At 50.0% G+C, this 17,035-nt stretch carries 18 protein-coding genes; 9 read left to right on the top strand and 9 right to left on the bottom strand.

Going from position 1 to position 17,035, the window contains the following annotated elements; translation table 11 throughout:
- Positions 1-17: 17 nt before the first annotated feature.
- Entirely contained in the window at positions 18-977 is a 960-nt protein-coding gene (gene holB, locus H6F88_RS29015) for a DNA polymerase III subunit delta' (RefSeq protein WP_190646283.1), read from the bottom strand.
- The gene (gene tmk / locus H6F88_RS29010) at positions 935-1,618 is read right to left on the bottom strand and encodes a dTMP kinase (protein WP_190646282.1); all 684 of its coding nucleotides are present in this window, start codon (positions 1,616-1,618) and stop codon (positions 935-937) included. The genes holB and tmk overlap by 43 nt, the downstream gene beginning before the upstream one ends.
- Positions 1,619-2,087: 469 nt before the next feature.
- Between tmk and H6F88_RS29005 the strand changes: the two genes are divergently transcribed.
- Positions 2,088-2,435 (top strand): hypothetical protein, encoded by a 348-nt coding sequence (locus H6F88_RS29005; RefSeq protein ID WP_190646281.1) that lies wholly within the window; start codon positions 2,088-2,090, stop codon positions 2,433-2,435.
- Positions 2,436-2,583: 148 nt separating this feature from the next.
- Here the strand turns inward: H6F88_RS29005 and H6F88_RS29000 are convergent, their stop codons facing one another.
- The 3 genes from H6F88_RS29000 to H6F88_RS28990 form a co-directional block, all read right to left on the bottom strand.
- On the bottom strand, positions 2,584-3,006 hold the full coding sequence (locus H6F88_RS29000; RefSeq protein WP_190646280.1) for an FHA domain-containing protein: 423 nt from the start codon (positions 3,004-3,006) through the stop codon (positions 2,584-2,586).
- A gap of 321 nt (positions 3,007-3,327) precedes the next feature.
- Positions 3,328-3,762 (bottom strand): FHA domain-containing protein, encoded by a 435-nt coding sequence (locus H6F88_RS28995; RefSeq protein ID WP_190646279.1) that lies wholly within the window; start codon positions 3,760-3,762, stop codon positions 3,328-3,330.
- A 335-nt stretch (positions 3,763-4,097) separates the two neighbouring features.
- On the bottom strand, positions 4,098-6,554 hold the full coding sequence (locus H6F88_RS28990) for a heavy metal translocating P-type ATPase (RefSeq protein WP_190646278.1): 2,457 nt from the start codon (positions 6,552-6,554) through the stop codon (positions 4,098-4,100).
- A 338-nt stretch (positions 6,555-6,892) separates the two neighbouring features.
- Between H6F88_RS28990 and H6F88_RS28985 the strand changes: the two genes are divergently transcribed.
- Positions 6,893-7,417 (top strand): pentapeptide repeat-containing protein, encoded by a 525-nt coding sequence (locus H6F88_RS28985; RefSeq protein WP_199333846.1) that lies wholly within the window; start codon positions 6,893-6,895, stop codon positions 7,415-7,417.
- 200 nt (positions 7,418-7,617) lie between these two features.
- Positions 7,618-8,457 carry a pentapeptide repeat-containing protein gene (locus tag H6F88_RS28980; protein WP_190646276.1) on the top strand — a complete coding sequence of 280 codons (840 nt, stop codon included), beginning with the start codon at positions 7,618-7,620 and terminating at the stop codon, positions 8,455-8,457.
- 166 nt (positions 8,458-8,623) lie between these two features.
- Here the strand turns inward: H6F88_RS28980 and dnaK are convergent, their stop codons facing one another.
- Positions 8,624-10,546 carry a molecular chaperone DnaK gene (gene dnaK, locus H6F88_RS28975; protein WP_190646275.1) on the bottom strand — a complete coding sequence of 641 codons (1,923 nt, stop codon included), beginning with the start codon at positions 10,544-10,546 and terminating at the stop codon, positions 8,624-8,626.
- A gap of 142 nt (positions 10,547-10,688) precedes the next feature.
- Between dnaK and H6F88_RS28970 the strand changes: the two genes are divergently transcribed.
- Together H6F88_RS28970 and dusB are read left to right on the top strand one after the other, a co-directional pair.
- Positions 10,689-10,937: a hypothetical protein gene (locus tag H6F88_RS28970; protein WP_190646274.1), complete on the top strand. Its 249-nt coding sequence runs from the start codon at positions 10,689-10,691 to the stop codon at positions 10,935-10,937.
- 46 nt (positions 10,938-10,983) lie between these two features.
- Positions 10,984-12,072 (top strand): tRNA dihydrouridine synthase DusB, encoded by a 1,089-nt coding sequence (dusB, locus tag H6F88_RS28965; RefSeq protein ID WP_190646273.1) that lies wholly within the window; start codon positions 10,984-10,986, stop codon positions 12,070-12,072.
- Positions 12,073-12,077: 5 nt separating this feature from the next.
- On the opposite strand, the gene chrA is transcribed toward dusB, so the two are convergent.
- The gene (gene chrA, locus H6F88_RS28960; RefSeq protein WP_190646272.1) at positions 12,078-13,346 is read right to left on the bottom strand and encodes a chromate efflux transporter; all 1,269 of its coding nucleotides are present in this window, start codon (positions 13,344-13,346) and stop codon (positions 12,078-12,080) included.
- Positions 13,347-13,453: 107 nt separating this feature from the next.
- Positions 13,454-13,759 (bottom strand): PadR family transcriptional regulator, encoded by a 306-nt coding sequence (locus H6F88_RS28955; RefSeq protein ID WP_190646271.1) that lies wholly within the window; start codon positions 13,757-13,759, stop codon positions 13,454-13,456.
- A gap of 197 nt (positions 13,760-13,956) precedes the next feature.
- On the opposite strand from H6F88_RS28955, the gene H6F88_RS28950 reads away from it, so the two are divergent.
- Positions 13,957-14,598, top strand: coding sequence for a DUF3318 domain-containing protein (locus H6F88_RS28950; RefSeq protein ID WP_190646270.1), 642 nt, complete (start codon positions 13,957-13,959; stop codon positions 14,596-14,598).
- Positions 14,599-14,799: 201 nt separating this feature from the next.
- Here H6F88_RS28950 and H6F88_RS34225 read toward each other — a convergent pair whose 3' ends face one another.
- Positions 14,800-14,925, bottom strand: a complete 126-nt coding sequence (locus tag H6F88_RS34225) for a hypothetical protein (protein WP_277882247.1) — start codon at positions 14,923-14,925, stop codon at positions 14,800-14,802.
- Between H6F88_RS34225 and H6F88_RS28945 the strand changes: the two genes are divergently transcribed.
- Genes H6F88_RS28945 through H6F88_RS28935 form a run of 3 tightly spaced genes read left to right on the top strand, consistent with a single transcriptional unit; the run spans position 14,924 to position 16,957 of the window.
- Positions 14,924-15,331: a MarR family winged helix-turn-helix transcriptional regulator gene (locus H6F88_RS28945; protein ID WP_242050754.1), complete on the top strand. Its 408-nt coding sequence runs from the start codon at positions 14,924-14,926 to the stop codon at positions 15,329-15,331. The two genes, H6F88_RS34225 and H6F88_RS28945, sit on opposite strands and share 2 nt — an antisense overlap.
- Positions 15,332-15,351: 20 nt before the next feature.
- Complete coding sequence (locus H6F88_RS28940) at positions 15,352-16,149, top strand: ATP-binding cassette domain-containing protein (protein ID WP_190646268.1); 798 nt, start codon at positions 15,352-15,354, stop codon at positions 16,147-16,149.
- Positions 16,106-16,957, top strand: coding sequence for an ABC transporter permease (locus tag H6F88_RS28935; RefSeq protein ID WP_190646267.1), 852 nt, complete (start codon positions 16,106-16,108; stop codon positions 16,955-16,957). Before H6F88_RS28940 ends, H6F88_RS28935 begins: the two co-directional genes overlap by 44 nt.
- Positions 16,958-17,035 lie beyond the last annotated feature (78 nt).

The raw sequence follows: 17,035 nt of genomic DNA, 5'->3' as shown, positions 1-17,035 counted from the left end.
CAAGTTAGAAACCCTGTTTAGAGATCCACCATTGCCATCAGCGTCACCTCCCAAACCAGACGCGGCTGGACGCTGTTTAAGAGGTGACGACGGGCTGTTTCTAGCTGCTGCAACAAACCTGGCTTAGCTTGAGCCTGCCAGTAGCGATGCTGAAGATAGGTAATCAGCCAAAGCTGGGTTTCAGTATCTAACGTTTTGTCAATTTGCCGCGCCAATTCTAAAGCTGCCCGCACCGAACGAGGAATCTGGGTGGCTGCGTCGAGCAATTCTGAGGGGATAGCTTGGAGCTGCTGCCAACTGGCGATCGCCTCTCCGGGACTGCCTTGGGCGATCGTTAGCACCTGTGGCTGCTGCAAAATTTCTGCTTGTCCCGCTTGAGTCAACACCTGAGTCAGATTTTCCTCGCTCAGTCGGTAAAACGGAATCCTCTGACAGCGAGACACCAGCGTCGGCAACAAAGCATCAATGCTGGGCGCAAGCAAAATCAGCGTTGCCTGTCCTGGCTCCTCCAGCGTTTTCAGCAACCCGTTTGCCGCAGCTTCTGCCATCGTTTCTGCTTGATTTAGCACCACCACTGAGCGAGGCGCTTCTAAAGGCGGACGACCCAGAAATTGAGCAATTTGCCGCACCTGCTCCAGCCGAATCACAGGTGGACTCTTGCGCTTGAGTCCCGCTTCGGCTGCCTCAGCCGGACTCAGCAGCTTACCCTGATGCAGATAGGTCGGCTCGACCCAGAGCAAATCTGGGTGGTTGCCCTGCTGAATGCGATGGCGCAGGGAAGCAGTAGACTTCTGCGGATTAAACAGCAGTAATTCAGCAAAGCATCGTGCCGCCAAACTGCGCCCGACCCCCTGTGAGCCAGCAAATAAGTATGCGGGAGCAATGCGGTTCTGCACCACCGCACGGGTCAGTAGCTCAACTGCTGGAGCCTGACCTATGAGTGGAGTAAAAGCGCTGGATACCACTGCATTAACCATCTCTGTAACACCGCCTGAACTTGTTCACTGACTTCCGCTTCGCTGCGACTCGCATCGATCCGCACAATTCGGTTGGGGTTGGCGCGAGCTAGTTCGGTGAAGCCCTGCTGCACCCGTTGATGAAATGCCAGACTGTCTTGCTCGATCCGGTCGGCAGTACCCCGGAGTTTAGTACGCGCTAACCCTTGCTCTACATCCAGATCAAACCACAGGGTTAGGTTGCTCTCTAAGCCCCCTGTGGCAACTTGATTAAGCTGCTGAATCAGGTTTAAGTCCAATCCCCGCCCATAGCCCTGGTAAGCCACTGTGGAATCAGTGTAGCGATCGCATAGAATCAGCGCTCCCTGCTGAAGCTGGGGTCTTAGCGACTCTTCGACATGCTGGGCGCGATCGGCTGCATAGAGCAATAGCTCAGCCCGATCTTGAATCGGGGATTGGGACGAATGCAGCAAAAGTTGGCGAACTGACTGCCCCAAATTAGTACCGCCCGGTTGCCGAGTGACAACCAGGTGAGAAACGTAACCTTGAGTTTGTAGCCGGTTGAACCAAGGGCTATCCAGCAACCAGGACTGCGATCGCTGCAGTTGCGTTGTTTTTCCACTCCCTTCCACTCCCTCAAACACGATTAGTTTGCCTTGCATTTGATCATCAGCACTTGTTTAAATTCATCAGCCCTCAGTCCACTAGCTTCAGCAACTAGACAGAAGCGTAGTTGAACAATTTTCGCTAAGGTCATACAGAAGTAGTAGCTTAACCGATCGAAAGAACCTAAATTCTTTAGAAACTTGCTGCTAATTAAATTAATTAGTAGCCTGAAGAGCAAGCTTGATGAATGTAAGTTTTTTATAGCCCTTGAATTGTCTCTAGAGCAGCCAGACAATTTGCAAGGCAAATCTCCCCCAAAAGGGGGATGTCTATTAGAGTTTGTTCGCCTGTTTTCCACATCCCTATTCATAAGGATCAGGGGCTAGTATGCTATAAGTGGCTTCAAGCCATTCAGCAAATATCGGGAAAAACCTGATTTTGCTTTTGTTATGTCTGACTCTTGACTATAATCTTGAATTCAGGCTCGTATGAGTTGTTTACGTTGTCGCACGCCCGGGGTTTCCTATGGCTCGCTACACAAGTCTATTTACAATCGAAGTTCCCTTTGAGCACCTTCGGCAGTTGCTGACCGACATCCTAACCTCGTGTAATTTGGATGTGATCTATGACACAGGAGACTATCTGATGGCGCGTGAAGTGCCGGGTGGTGTTTCCTTTGCCAAATTAGTGACGGTAGAAGTGCTGATCGACAGATTTCCGACCACTGAGGAAGAGGTGCGGATGAGTTTTGTGGTCAAAAACGAGGAATTGCCTTTACAGACAAACAATCACTGTCGGCAGATGTTTGACCTGGTCAACCAGGCGATCGCCAATAACGGAAAGTGGCACTTGGTTGAAAGTGCCGCAAGCTAAATGCATCAATTAAAGTGCATTAATTTAAGTCAAAAAACGGGCAAGCTTTAATACCGCTGTTAAACATTGCCTCAAGTTGTCCTAAAAACAAGCATAAAAATAGTTCAGGCATTAATGCCTGAACTCGCTTAGTTTAAATTTTTAATCCTTAGTCCTCAGGATCTCCAACCATGCCAGGGCTGATCAAAGTAATATCATACTCATCGGGCGGCACCGTAGAAATTGCGTCTCGCTTAAGCAAGTAATAGATGGCATGAACATTTGGGCCAAACACGATCTTATCTTCGTCTGTCAGATCATGCGCCTGTAACTTTCGTCCATTGATCAGTAAGCCATTAGCGCTTGGCTTGCCCTTAAGATTGCCGTCCACAATTCGGTAATAGTAGCTGCCATCCTCATTGGGAAGCTGTACAAGCGTGGCATGACGACGAGAGACAAACTGAGAAACCAATCGAATATCGCACTTGGGATCTCGACCAATCGAGTAGACGGGGCTGTCTAGAGTAAACTCCCGCCGACCCTTGTCGTCTTCAATAATCAGTAAATGGTTTTGGTGTGGTTCTGAAGCCATTGAAAAATCGGTAGTGCGACTAAATATATTTCAGGAACACAGAATTTGCCAAATAGGTAGACCTGGAATAAACGGCTGAACCGAAAAGTAAAGAACTTTTATCCTGACTTATCGATTACTTGTAACTACCAGCCCAGTTTAAACGGTCAAACCCCTTTCAAGCCAATGTTTAGGCTAAGTAGTGTAAACAAGCATTGAAATTCCCCTTAATTTGACCCAAGGGTGAATGCAAAGTAGAACTACTTCAGCAAAGGTGAATCGTCGAAAATTGTTGAAATTAGACCGTCAAGATTGAGCTGTCTGAAGTTTGCGGTTCTATCGTTAACGAGCAGCATCTTCAAGCTCACCTGCCGTGCGCGGGTTGATCAAGGTAATGTCATCAAACTCGCCCGGAGGAATCGTCATAATTGCATCCCGCTTGAGTAAATAGTAAATTGCATAGACTTGTGGTCCGAAAACGATTTTGTCTTCGTGCTGCAAGTCTCGCTTGGGTAGCCTGCGCCCATTGATAAAAATACCGTTAGAGCTAGGCTTTCCCTTGAAGTTGCCGTCCACGATCTGGTAGGAGCAGGTGTCATCGTCATGCATCACCCGTTTAAGGGTGGCATGATGACGCGATACAAAATGCGAAACAAGCCGAATATCACAACTTGGATCTCTGCCAATCGAGTAAGTCGAGCCATCTAGATGATATTCTTGACGACCCTTATCATCCTCAATGATTAACAGATGGATTTGTCGCGGTTTTGAAGCCATTGAGAAATTGCTAGCGTGACTAACGAGTTAGGACAGAAAACCAGGGAAAGAGGTGCCAGGTTGGAAGTTGATATTTATGAAGCTAGATGCCGTTCTTCTGTTACAACCCAGTTAAGCTTGCTGAATTAGCTTACTTTCTCTACTCAATTCGTGCTATGGATTCCGCAGAGGGACAAACTTCAGAGTTTCCGAAATTGTTTAACCGTAGTTATATCCATTTCTGATCTAGAGTTCAAGTCTCTCAGCCGGATTGCCCTTGATTCTCAGATTAGTCTAACTGCCAGACGCTTACATTTAGAGTTAATTCCCGTTAACGTCTGCATTCTCAAAAACTACTAGATATTGCGGGTAGTGCGGCGTAGCAGCAGAGAGTTAGTGACTACGCTAACAGAACTAAACGCCATGAACGCTCCCGCTGTAGCAGGACTAAGAATTACTCCTAAAGAGGGTAACAAAACCCCTGCCGCAATCGGAATACCCAGAGTGTTGTAGGCGAATGCCCAAAACAAATTCTGACGAATTTTATTGAAGGTAGCACGGCTGAGCTGGATTGACTCGACGACATCTATCAGGCGATCGCGCATCAGCACAATTTCAGCCGCCTCAATCGCCACGTCGGTCGCTGAGTTGAGCGAAATTCCTACATCTGCCTGAGCCAAGGCTGGAGCATCGTTAATGCCATCACCCACCATTGCGACAAATTGTCCTTCAGCCTGGATTTGGGCGATCGCCGCTGCTTTACCGTCGGGTCGTACCTCTGCCAGCACATCTTCAGCTACCAATCCGAGAGGAATGGCGATCGCCTCAGCCACCGCTCGCTGATCGCCTGTTAACAGCACCACCCGCAACCCCATTTGTCGAAGCCGCTCGACCGTTGCTTTTGCATCCGGGCGCAGCGTATCTTGAACGCCAATTAGCCCCGCTAATTGGCCCTCTATCGCTACATACACAACCGTCTTGCCTGCTGCTGCCAAGACTTGCGATCGCTGTTGAGCCGCATCAGTCACCTCAACCGACTGCTGAGTCAGCCAACTTTGAGTACCTAAAACGACCTGTTGTCCCGCCACTTGAGCAGACACCCCAAATCCTGGCTCAGTATAAAAGTTTTGGGCAGGCAAAGATGCAACTCCTTGCTGCTGTGCCTGCTGCTGAATCGCCTCAGCCAGAGGATGTCGTGCGCCGCGCTCAACTGCTGCTGCAACCTCCAGTAGACCAGCCTCCGAAATCTCTGATAGCGGCAAACAGTCTGTCACGATTGGCTGCCCAGTGGTCAGGGTGCCAGTCTTGTCGAATACAACGGTCTGCAACTGATGCACCTTTTCCAGCACATCACCGCCTCGAATCAGTAAGCCTCGCTCAGCCCCAATTCCCGAACCGACTAAGATTGCCGTCGGTGTAGCCAATCCCAACGCACAGGGGCAGGCAATTACCAGAACCGCGATCGCCAGCTTTAAGCTCAACAGCAGCGGAGATGCCGCCGACACAGCCTGAGCCATCGACGAATGCGCCATTCCACCATGTCCACCCATGACCCATTGCCCATTCCCCATTCCCCATTCCCCACCCCATAGGGGAATGCCAACGAAATACCAGAACAAGAAGGTCAACAGCGCGATCGCCATCACACCGTAGGTAAAATATCCAGCAACGGTATCAGCTAATCGCTGAATCGGGGCTTTACGGGTTTGAGCTGCTTCAACCAGGGCAATGATTTGCGATAGCGTCGTGTCTTTGCCTGTACGAGTTGCCTTCAGGGCGATCGCACCCGATTGATTCAAGCTGCCAGCTATTACTAGATTACCGGGCTGCTTTAATACGGGCATTGCTTCACCCGTCAACATCGCTTCATTGACCGTCGTCTGCCCAGCCACAACCTCGCCATCGACCGGAATTTTTTCGCCCGGCAAAACCTGTAGCCATGCGCCAACCTGCACCTGCTCAGCAGGAATCTCAATGCTATTTTCAGGATGCAAAGCAAAAACAGCAGAAGATTCGGGTGCAGGCTCAGAGATTTGCGTTGTCCGTTCGCCTGTGTCCTTAATCAACCTCGCCAAGGTCGGCTTCAACGCCAGTAGAGACTGAAAGGCGATCGCCGCTCGGCTTCTAGCCTGCTGCTCTAGCGTTCGTCCCAGCAAAATGAAGCCCAGCAGCATCACTGGCTCATCAAAAAAGCACTCCCAGCCCAACTGCGGAAAAAACAGCGCCACCGTGCTAGCTGTGTAAGCCGTAAGCGTGCCCAAGCTAACCAGCGTATTCATATTAGGAATGTTGTGCCGCAGCCCTTTCCAGCCATCTATCAAAATTGGGCGGCCGGGAAAGATCAGCGTTAGGGTTGCCAGCCCAAAATGAAACCAAATATTGCTAAGGAGAGGAATCGTACCCCAACTAAAGTGGTCAAGATGCCCGATCGTGGACAGCAGCAGCAAGGTTGCCGCGATCGCCACCCGCTGGAAATGCTGTCGCGTTTCTAACCGCTGCCGTTCGGCTAAGTCAGGAAGATTCTCAGAAGAGGTGCCTGCTGTCCCTTCGACTGCACGAGGTTGAGTAGGAAAGCCAATTTCTGTCACCCGCTCTGCTAGTTTTGCAGGGTCTACCTGTCCTGGCTCACACTCTACCGTCGCCACCTCCGTCACCAGGTTGACAGTTGCCGAAACAACACCAGGGTGCTGAACAAGCTGATTTTCGACTGCTTTGACACAGCCTGCACACTTCATCCCACTGACATCTAGAGTCACCGTGTAGCGAGTATCAGAAGCAGTTGTGGTAGTAGACAGGGGTGGGCTAACTTGCATACTCAACGCAATGAGGGTTACGCCCCTGTGAAATTACAGGGTTCTCTTTGAGAGTAGGCGAATTAGCGCCGAAATGACTACTGCATCGCGATTTCTTCTAAGTTAGTTAAGAATGTTCTGCTGAATGCTCTACGGCAAGTTGGGTCGGCTCGGCTGAGCGATCGCTTCAAGAAATCCGCAAATCTAAAAAGAACGTTAACCTTAGCGCTGAAGCTGCTTGTGTTTCATAAACTATTGCAAATAAGTACAAATACTTAACTTCTGTTTTGAATGAGCAGTTCCATCTTCCTTAGGGGAGGTGGTAGTTGTGTGCCCAAAAAGCTTTTAGTATGCGTAGGATGAGTGCTGAGGAGCTGTTAGCTGAATACGCTAGTGGCCGACGAGATTTTCGGGAAGTAGATTTGAGTCAGGCTTACCTCTTTGAATGCAATTTACAAGATGCTGACTTTCAAGGAAGTAACTTAAGCCGTATTTACATGCCTTATGCCAACTTAGGTCGAGCCAATCTGCAAAAAGCCATCCTGCATGGAGCTGAACTCAGTAATACCAGATTTCAGTCCGTAAATTTGACAGATGTAGACCTGACACAAGCGAACCTATTTCGTGCCGATTTACGCAACTGTCAATTACAGCGGGCCAACCTATTCAGCGCTAATTTTCAAAGTGCTGATTTGCGTAATGCTGATCTCAGCTTTGCTGACCTGTGTGGAGCAAACCTAGATAGTAGCAACTTAGACCAAGCAAAACTGATTGGCGCAAAGTTGAGCCGCTGTACCCTGTTTCGGGCTCAATCCGTTGACTTGGATGGGGCTGAGGTAGACAGCACAACAGTTTTTCCGGATGGACACCGGTTTGAATTTTGAGGCTTGAATTCTGCGCCTCAGACGCAGAGTTAGCGAAATCCAGCAAACTTCCCGAAATCCAACGCAATTCCTTGTAGAACAACAAAATAGAAACGCAAACGCGCCAAAATGAAAATGCGGGCGATCGCCCCGTCAATTGGGGCAACATAAGAGCAACATCACGTTCAAGGTGGTGTTTTGAGTCACGCAGGGCAGTAAGTATGGATGCTGAGGAGTTGCTAAGCCAGTATGCAGTCGGGGTAAGAGACTTTCGCGAAGTCACTCTGGTTGGGGCAAATCTGAGCGGACAGGACCTACGCGAAGCGAACTTGCGACGGGCTAACCTGAGCAAAGCAGATCTACGAGGCACAGACCTAAGTGCGGCTAACCTACGCGAAGCCAATCTGTTTGGAGCAGATTTAACTCAGACGATTTTAAATGAAACCAATTTGATTGGGGCAGATTTGACTCAAGCAGATCTGACTGAAGCAGATTTGACCGAATCTGGACTAAGAGGCACAAAACTCAATGAAGCCAACCTCAACCATGCCAACTTGGCAGGCGCAAATTTGGGCGAAGCAAGCCTGAACAAGGCTAATCTACGGGAAGCTAACCTGAACGAAGCCAATTTGAGTCGGGCAAAACTCATTGCCGCAGATTTGACTAGCGCGATTCTAGAAGGCGCAAACTTCACCAACGCGATTTTGAACGAAGCAATTTTAGAAGGGGCAAATCTGATTGGGGCCCTGTTCAACGGAGCTAGTTTAGAAGAAGCAGATTTACGGAATGCAGATCTAAGCCGTGCCAGAATGATGAGCGCAAATCTAATTAACGCCATACTGACCCACACCAGTATTCGGGGCGCAAACTTGAGTTGGGCATCTCTGCGAGGTGCAAATCTGCGAGGCGCAAATTTGTATCGAGCCAGATTAAGCTGGACAAACTTGAGCGAGGCAAACCTGACAGAAGCGGTTTTAATCAATGCCAATATGACTCAGACGAATCTGCATAATGCCGATTTGACAGGCGCTATTATGCCAAACGCCAGTACTCATAAGTAGGCTAGCTACAGGTACACAAAAAAGGGAGGGCTGAGCCCTCCCTTTTTTAATTCAAGCGCTCAGCGTTACGCCAAATCCAAGAATTAGGATTACAGATAGAAGGGCACCCCGCGAAGCGGGGTGCCCTTCTATCTGTAGCCTCTTTATTAGAGAAACGCTGTTACGACTACTTGGTTTCTGAGAATTCAGCGTCGATCACATCATCGTCGCCACCTGTAGGAGGTGGGACATCCGCACCATCGGCACCGGGAGCACCACCGCCTCCAGGAGGTGTAGAGCCATCACCACCTTGCTGCTGGTAGAGGTTACTGCTGATGCTGTAGAAGGTTTGCTGAAGTTCACTGGTGAGTGTCTTGATCTTCTCGTAGTCTTCACCTGCACTGGCTTCGCGCAAATCCTTAATCAAGCCCTCAACCTTAGTCTTATCAGCCGCAGGTACCTTGTCTCCAAGGTCAGCAATTTGCTTCTCGGTTTGATAAACCAGCGAGTCTGCCTGGTTCTTAATGTCAATCTTCTCACGGCGCTCTTTGTCTGCCGTTGCATTAGACTCAGCCTCGCGTACCATCCGCTCGACTTCATTTTGAGGCAGGGTGGAAGCACCCGTGATGCTGATGGACTGTTCTTTGCCAGTCCCTTTATCCTTGGCGCGAACGTTAAGGATACCGTTTGCGTCGATGTCGAAGGTTACTTCGATTTGGGGAACACCACGAGGCGCAGGGGGAATGCCGTCTAGACGGAACACACCCAGGTCTTTGTTGTCGTTTGCCATTTCCCGCTCACCTTGCAGGACATGGATTTCAACGTTGGTTTGACCGTCTGCTGCGGTGGAGAAGACCTCTGACTTCTTGGTTGGAATGGTGGTATTGCGAGGAATGATCTTGGTCATCACGCCGCCCAGCGTTTCCACACCCAAGGAGAGGGGACTTACGTCAAGGAGCAGGATGTCTTTCACTTCGCCTGCCAACACACCCGCCTGAATTGCCGCACCAACTGCAACCACTTCGTCTGGGTTAACAGTCTGGTTCGGGTCTTTGCCCAAAATTCGTTTGACTAGATCCTGTACAGAAGGAATTCGGGTAGAACCACCTACTAGTACGATTTCGTCGATCGCACCCTTATCCAGCTTGGAGTCACGTATGGCTGCTTCCACAGGGACGCGGCAGCGATCGATTAGGTCAGCACAGAGTTCTTCAAACTTGACGCGAGTCAGGGTCATGTCCAGGTGCTTTGGCCCGTCCTGAGTCGCAGTTATGAAGGGCAGGTTGATCTCCGCCTGAGTCACGCTAGAAAGCTCAATCTTCGCTTTTTCTGCAGCTTCGGTGAGACGCTGTAGAGCCTGCTTGTCTTTACGCAGGTCAATTCCTTCGGTTCTTCTAAATTCTTCAGCCAGGTGGTCTACGATTTTCTTGTCGAAGTCGTCGCCACCAAGGTGAGTGTCTCCAGAAGTTGCCAGTACTTCAAATACGCCGTCACCAACCTCTAGGATGGATACGTCGAACGTACCACCACCTAAGTCAAAGACGAGGACTGTTTCATTGCTCTTCTTATCTAAGCCGTATGCCAAGGATGCAGCAGTTGGCTCGTTGATGATTCGGAGGACTTCAATACCCGCGATTTTTCCTGCGTCTTTAGTAGCTTGCCGCTGGGAGTCGTTGAAGTAAGCCGGAACGGTAATCACCGCCTGAGTCACGGTTTCACCCAAATATTTGCTGGCATCTTCGACGAGCTTGCGTAACACCTGAGCCGAAATCTCTTCGGGTGCAAACTGCTTACCAGCGGTCGGGCAGTCAATTTTGACATTGCCATTGACGTTGAGGATTTTGTAGGAAACCTCTGTCGCTTCGTGAGTAACTTCGTCAAACCGGCGACCAATGAACCGCTTCACTGAATAGAAGGTGTTCTCAGGGTTCATCACTGCTTGACGCTTAGCGATCTGACCGACTAGGCGATCGCCATTTTTTGCAAAGGCAACAACCGAGGGAGTAGTCCGAAAACCCTCTGCATTGGCGATTACAGTGGGTTTGCCACCCTCCATTACTGCCACGCATGAATTGGTTGTTCCTAAGTCAATGCCAACAACTTTTGCCATAATTTACTCCAGTTCTACGATGGGGTCTGGTCAATTCCAGATTCATTAAGGGTTTTCAGTTCCCTCGCTTGAGACTGGGGAGATCCGCAGTCACCCCCAACTCTCCTCATGCGGCACAGGTTCATTACTCTATATACTGCGTATGTTTTCCTATTCTCATGAAGGCGTATTTACCGAACCAAGGCTTGGACGGTCGTGCCGCATTGCACCAAGCGAGACACTGGGAGACAGAGGAATAACCCTGCTTAGCGCTCTCAATGACTTCAGTTTAGATGCTGCGATCGCTAGCCGAATTGGGGCGAACCGTAACCAGACAGGTGTGTTTGCCGCCAATTTCCAAATTTCAGAGGAAACTCAATGGCAAAGTCAGGTTGCGATGCCAAAACAGTAGAATTGATCTGGTGAAAACAAACGCAGCGTGCGGTCGCCGCCCCCTCATGGTTCATTTGTCTCCTGAATTGAAGTCCCGACTGTCCACCCCTTTGAGCATCGGCTCCTTTGAGGTCAACAGTCGCGTTTTGCAGTCGCCCTTATCGGGCGTAACCGATCTCGTGTTTCGGCGGTTGGTACGACGCTATGCACCCAGTTCAATGATGTACACCGAAATGGTTAACGCCACTGGGTTGCACTATGTGAAGTATTTGCCCAAGCTGATGGAAGTTGACCCCGACGAACGCCCAATCAGTATTCAGCTTTTCGATTGCCGTCCTGACTTTTTGGCAGAAGCGGCGCAGATGGCGGTTGATGAAGGAGCAGATACCGTGGACATCAATATGGGCTGTCCAGTCAACAAAATTACTAAGAATGGCGGCGGTTCCTCTCTACTACGAGATCCTGAGACAGCAGAAGCGATTGTCCGGGCAGTAGTGAAAGCCGTCAAGGTGCCTGTCACCGTCAAGACCCGCATCGGCTGGACAGAGAAAGAAATCAACGCGGTCGAGTTTGGTCAGCGAATGCAGAATGCAGGCGCACAGATGCTCACCTTGCACGGACGGACTCGCGCCCAGGGCTACAACGGTCCTGCTAAGTGGGAATGGATCGGTCGCGTCAAGGAAGTGCTTTCGATTCCGGTGATTGCGAATGGAGACATTTTTTCGGTCGAAGCAGCCGTTCGTTGTTTAGAGCAAACCGGAGCCGACGGTGTAATGTGCTCACGCGGAACGCTAGGATATCCGTTCCTAGTGGGTGAAATCGACCATTTTCTCAAAACTGGGGAGTTGAGGGAGCCACCAACCGCTACAGAGAGGCTTCAGTGTGCGCGAGAACATCTGCAAATGCTGTGGGAATATAAGGGCGATCGCGGTATTCGTCAGGCCCGCAAACACATGACCTGGTACGCCAAAGGTTTTCCAGGAGCAGCCGAACTGCGCGGTCAGTTGTGCAACATTGAAACCGTTGAGCAAGGCTGTAGGTTAATCAATCAAGCGCTAGAGCAGCTTGCAAAAATTCCTACTCACTACGACGAGAGTTTTAACGAATTAGCTAACCAAGCAGAAACTGATTCTCCACTGGCAATTGCAGGGTAAGGGAACTACAGGAAAGCCCCTGCAATCAGTCCCACTAACGCACCTGCTGGAACTAACTGCCAGGTCGGGCGCTTGAAGCGAATCAGGGCAATCAAGGCAACCACGCCGACTACCGCTGCAACAATCGTTCGCCCTAGCGTTTCTTGTAGGATTGCTGCCTGGGCAAGAGGAATGGCAGCAGCAGCGATCGCCCCCAACACAGCAGGCATAACACCTTTCAAAAAGCTGCGAATCCAAGGATTGCGCCGAATTCGAATCAGGAACGGAGCAGCCCCCATAATGAACAGGAAGGATGGCGTGAAAATGGCGATCGCCGACACCAATGCACCTAAAGCCCCCGCCACTTTGTAGCCAACAAATGCAGCAGTAATCACAACTGGGCCAGGCGTGAGTTCACCAATGGCAACCCCATCAATGAACTCGCTTTGAGTCAACCACTGAAACTGGTTGACGACCTCAAACTCTAGCAGGGGGATGATTACCAAGCCACCGCCAAAAACAAAGCTGCCAACTTTGAGAAAGAATAACGTTAGCGGCCAAAAATATTCCTGAATTCGTTCCAGTCCCCAAAAGCTGGACAGCACCAAAGTTTCAGCAGGTATGGCGGCGCTCGGGAATCCCTGCATAATCGGAATTAGGGGAAATAGCCAGCCGCTCGTGCGATTAGAGGGAGCAGCAGGGGGAGATTCAGGTCGGTACACGGTTAGACCGACGATACCTGCCAGGATAAATTGCAGCAGAACGTTGGTCTGGAAGAGTAATGTGACGAGGAGAACGGTGAGGGCGATCGCCACGCCTTTCCAATCCTTAATTCCCTTTTTGGCTAATTTCCAGCAAAACCCGAAAATGATGGCGATTACGACAGGCGAAATGCCCAGAAACAGATCATCAATCTGAGGCACACCCTGAAAGCGAAAGTACGCCCACGACAGCGTTAGCACAATTAAAAAAGCAGGCAAGATGAAACAAATGCCTGCGACCAGTGCCCCCAATTGCCCCGCCCGTATATAGCCGGTGTAAATTCCCATCTGGGTCGATGCTGGCCCAGGCAACATTTCACAAACCGCAACTCCTTCAAGAAATTGCTCTTCTGTGAACCAGCCTCGCCGCACGACTGCCTCATCGTGAATCATGGCAATGTGCGCTTGCGGTCCGCCAAAGCCAATGGTGCCAAGTCTTAGAAACAATCGAGCCAGTTCCTTCAGTCGGGCAGCCAGACTGGATGCAGGCAGGCTAGCTTCTGCCACAGAGTCGTGATTGGTATGGTGATCCATTGCTGCGAAACCCTTAGAGGTAATTTACTCGTTGCCATCACAAAATCTTCACAGAAGCAGTGTATCGGATTTCGATAGCGAAAATCTAGACCTCTTCCGAACGAGAATTACAGTTCCTCGAACAATTCGCCAAACAGTTCCCGCACCTTCTTTTTGGCATCTTCTAACTGCATTTTTCCTAAGTCGGTTGCCCGATAGAGCCGTCGATTTTGCCGTCCCGATCGCTCCTCCACGGAAGATAGATATCCCTTCCGCTCCATATCGTGCAGCATGGGGTAGAGCGTTCCAGCACTAAGCTTGTAGCCGTGACGGGCCAGTTCTTCCATAATGCCTACCCCAAAAATCGGCTCCTGAACTGCGTGGTGGAGAATGTGAAGCCGGATTAAACTGGAGTAAAACTCTCGACCATCCATTGGGCAGGCTTTGCTAGATTAAGTACGGTATAAAACGAATTTCCCTCTAAGTAGGTAGCGATCGCACCATTCGTGTGCTGATGAAGACCGCTATACTCCAAATTAGTACCTTATCAATTTGTGTAACTAGTCAGACTAGTTAGACTGGTTTTAGACTAGTTAAATTAGATCTATATTGAATATCCCAAGGCTAGATCATGACCTCATTTGCCACCTCTACTGTCAGAGCTGACCTGGGCGAGTTGCGGCGGTTGAAAACCCTGCTGCCTCCCGAACTTAGAAGCTGGGTTTCTATTGAAGCGTCTACTGCTGTCAACCCACCGCTGATTACCTGCGAAGAAATCGGCAAAGACCAGGTTGAGGTTCAGGTAGATCTAATCAAGTGGGATCAACTGGCGCTAGACCAGAGAAATCTGCTGTTTTGGCATGAAATTGCCCGCATCCAGAACGACACGATTCCCAGAGATGGTTGGGAAATGGCAGCTCTGGCAATCGGTCTAGGTGGTGCCGTGGGTGAGCTTTGGGTGCAGGATGGTCTGCTACTGTTTTTGGCACTGGTACTCTGTGGCGTTTCTGGCTATCGCCTCTACCAGCGCAACAGTGGTGAGAAGGTGCTCAATGAGGCGATTGATGCAGACGAAAAGGCGATCGCCCTTGCAACTCGCTTTGGCTACACCCTACCCAATGCTTACAAGAGCCTCGGTAGTGCGCTCAAGATCTTGATTGAACAAACCCCCAAGAAACGCAACCGCAAGAAATACGAAGCTCGCCTCGAAGCGCTGAAGCAAAGTGCAGCTAGAGCAAAGGCAAGAGCCAAATCAATGCGAACTGACGCTTAGTATTTTTGAACTGCCTGTTCATTTGATTCTAAAGATTTGAGGGACACAGCAGTGCTGTGTCCCTTTGCTTTGGGTCCGCTCCAGCGGACCTGTTTAACAGTCGTTAGTAGCCTCTAGGAGGCTGAGGATTAACTTTCACTACAAGTTGTCTGACTAATAGTTAGCCTAGCGAAATGTTTGCTAGGCTATCTAACAGCTAGCTCAATTGAGTTGTATCGGTTCAGCTTTAAGGGTTTGTTCTTTGAGTCCTGTTCTTTCGATAAGGTCGCGATCGCCCTCCCCCATGCTCACTACATCAGCCTCAGAGCAATGCGCCACGAAAATCATGGAAGTCGTTCCAGGAGTGATTCGTTTTATTCGGGCAGACATGCGGCGACAGGGGCAAGCCTCCGTCTCTCTCTCACAACTGCGCGTTTTGTGGTTTCTCAACCGTTGCCCCCAGTCTTCTCTCTCTGAAGTAGCTGACGATTTGGATGTCACTCGTCCCACAATGTCAGCGATGATTGAGCGGCTAGTACAGCGGGGCTTTGTAAATCGGGTAGAAGACCCTGAAGAGCGCCGTCGCGTTCTGCTAACCCTGACTGCTACAGGTTCCAAGTATTTAGAACAAGTCTCTGAAGCAACTCGGTCTAAAGTGGCTGGAGTGTTGTCACCGCTCTCCGACACCGAGCTTCAGCAACTCATGCAAGGCATTGCCCTATTAGAAAAAGCATTCCGTGATGTTAAAGACTGAATCCATGCAGAGGAGGTGCGATGTCCATTATTGAGACCCGTCAACTGACAAAGCAGTTTAGACAGACAGTGGCTGTTGATGCTTTGTCCATCGCCGTTGAGCCAGGTGAAGTGTTTGGGCTGCTTGGCCCAAATGGTGCAGGAAAAAGTACCGTCATCAAAATGCTAACTACGCTGTTGCCGCCTACCTCTGGTGCCGCTAGTGTGGCTCAATTTGATGTCACCCGACAGATGCCGCTAGTGCAACGGTCAATTGGCTATGTCCCGCAAGCTCTTTCTGTAGATGGGACGCTGACTGGCTACGAAAATTTGCTGATTGTGTCCAAACTTTACGACATTCCTCGCTCTCAACGGCTGAGCCGGATTCAGGATATTTTAGGCTACGTCGGACTAGAGGATGTTTCAGATCGATTAGTGCGAACCTACTCTGGCGGCATGATTCGGCGATTGGAAATTGCTCAGGCGTTGCTGCACCGTCCGCGTGTGCTGTTTATGGACGAACCGACTGTAGGGCTTGATCCCGTTGCCCGCAATTCCATGTGGAATTTGGTGAAACAGCTTTGCCACGACTACGAAGCCACAATTTTTCTGACGACTCACTTTATGGAAGAGGCAGATAGTTTGTGCGATCGCCTTGCCATCATGCACCTCGGAAAAGTCGTCGCAACAGGCACTCCCGATCAACTCAAAGCTTCGATTAACAAACGAGATGCCAGCCTCGACGACGTATTCATCTACTACACCGGGGATTATTTAGCATCAGCAGGAGACTACCGTGACACCTCAAAAACCAGGCGCACTGCTCAGCGGCTCGGCTAGACCGACTCAGACTCACTCAGCTAACCCCTTTTCTAGCCTCGGCAACTTCATTTACAAAACGCTGACGGTGACAGAGCTAGAAGTTCGCAAGCTGCGTCATGATCCGACTCAATTGATGACGCGAGCGGTACAGCCTTCTTTGTGGCTACTGATCTTTGGACAAGTATTTAGCCGGATTCGGGCAATCCCAACCGGGGATCTGCCCTACCTGGACTTTATGACACCCGGAATTCTTGCCCAAAGCATTCTATTTATGGCAATTTTCAACGGGCTGTCTGTCATTTGGGAGCGCGATTTGGGCATTTTGCACAAACTGCTAGTTAGTCCGACTCCCAGAGCTGCGCTAGTAGTGGGGAAGGCGATCGCCGCTGGGGTGCGTAGCCTTTCTCAGGTCATCTTGATTTACATCCTGGCTTCCCTGCTTGGCGTTGGAATCGATTGGAATCCATTCGCTCTGCTGGGAGTCCTAATCGCCACTCTGCTCGGGGCTACCCTCTTCTCCACGCTGTCGCTGATCGTTGCCTGCATCGTCAAAACCCATGAGCGCTTTATGGGAATTGGTCAATTTCTCACCATGCCGCTGTTTTTTGCTAGCAATGCTATCTACCCAATCGAAATCATGCCGCATTGGTTGCAGGTGATTTCATACGTTAACCCTTTGACCTATCTAGTAGATGTCTTGCGAAGTCTGATGCTCACGAGTGAAACCAGCACCTACCCGATTGCAACAGATCTAGGCATTTTGTTGGCTGCAACTGCCCTTTTGACTATAATTTGCGCTCGTCTTTATCCCAAGCTCGTAACTTAGGAATGTGAATTAATTAAACTACTTAATTCCCCTGCTGTAAGGGCTTGGCAGTGCCAAGCCCCTAACTGAAATCCCGCA

It is taken from the genome of Oculatella sp. FACHB-28, from assembly GCF_014696015.1.
Classification (GTDB): Bacteria; Cyanobacteriota; Cyanobacteriia; order Elainellales; family Elainellaceae; genus JAAUTN01.
This window is presented reverse-complemented; position numbering and strand designations above follow the sequence as displayed.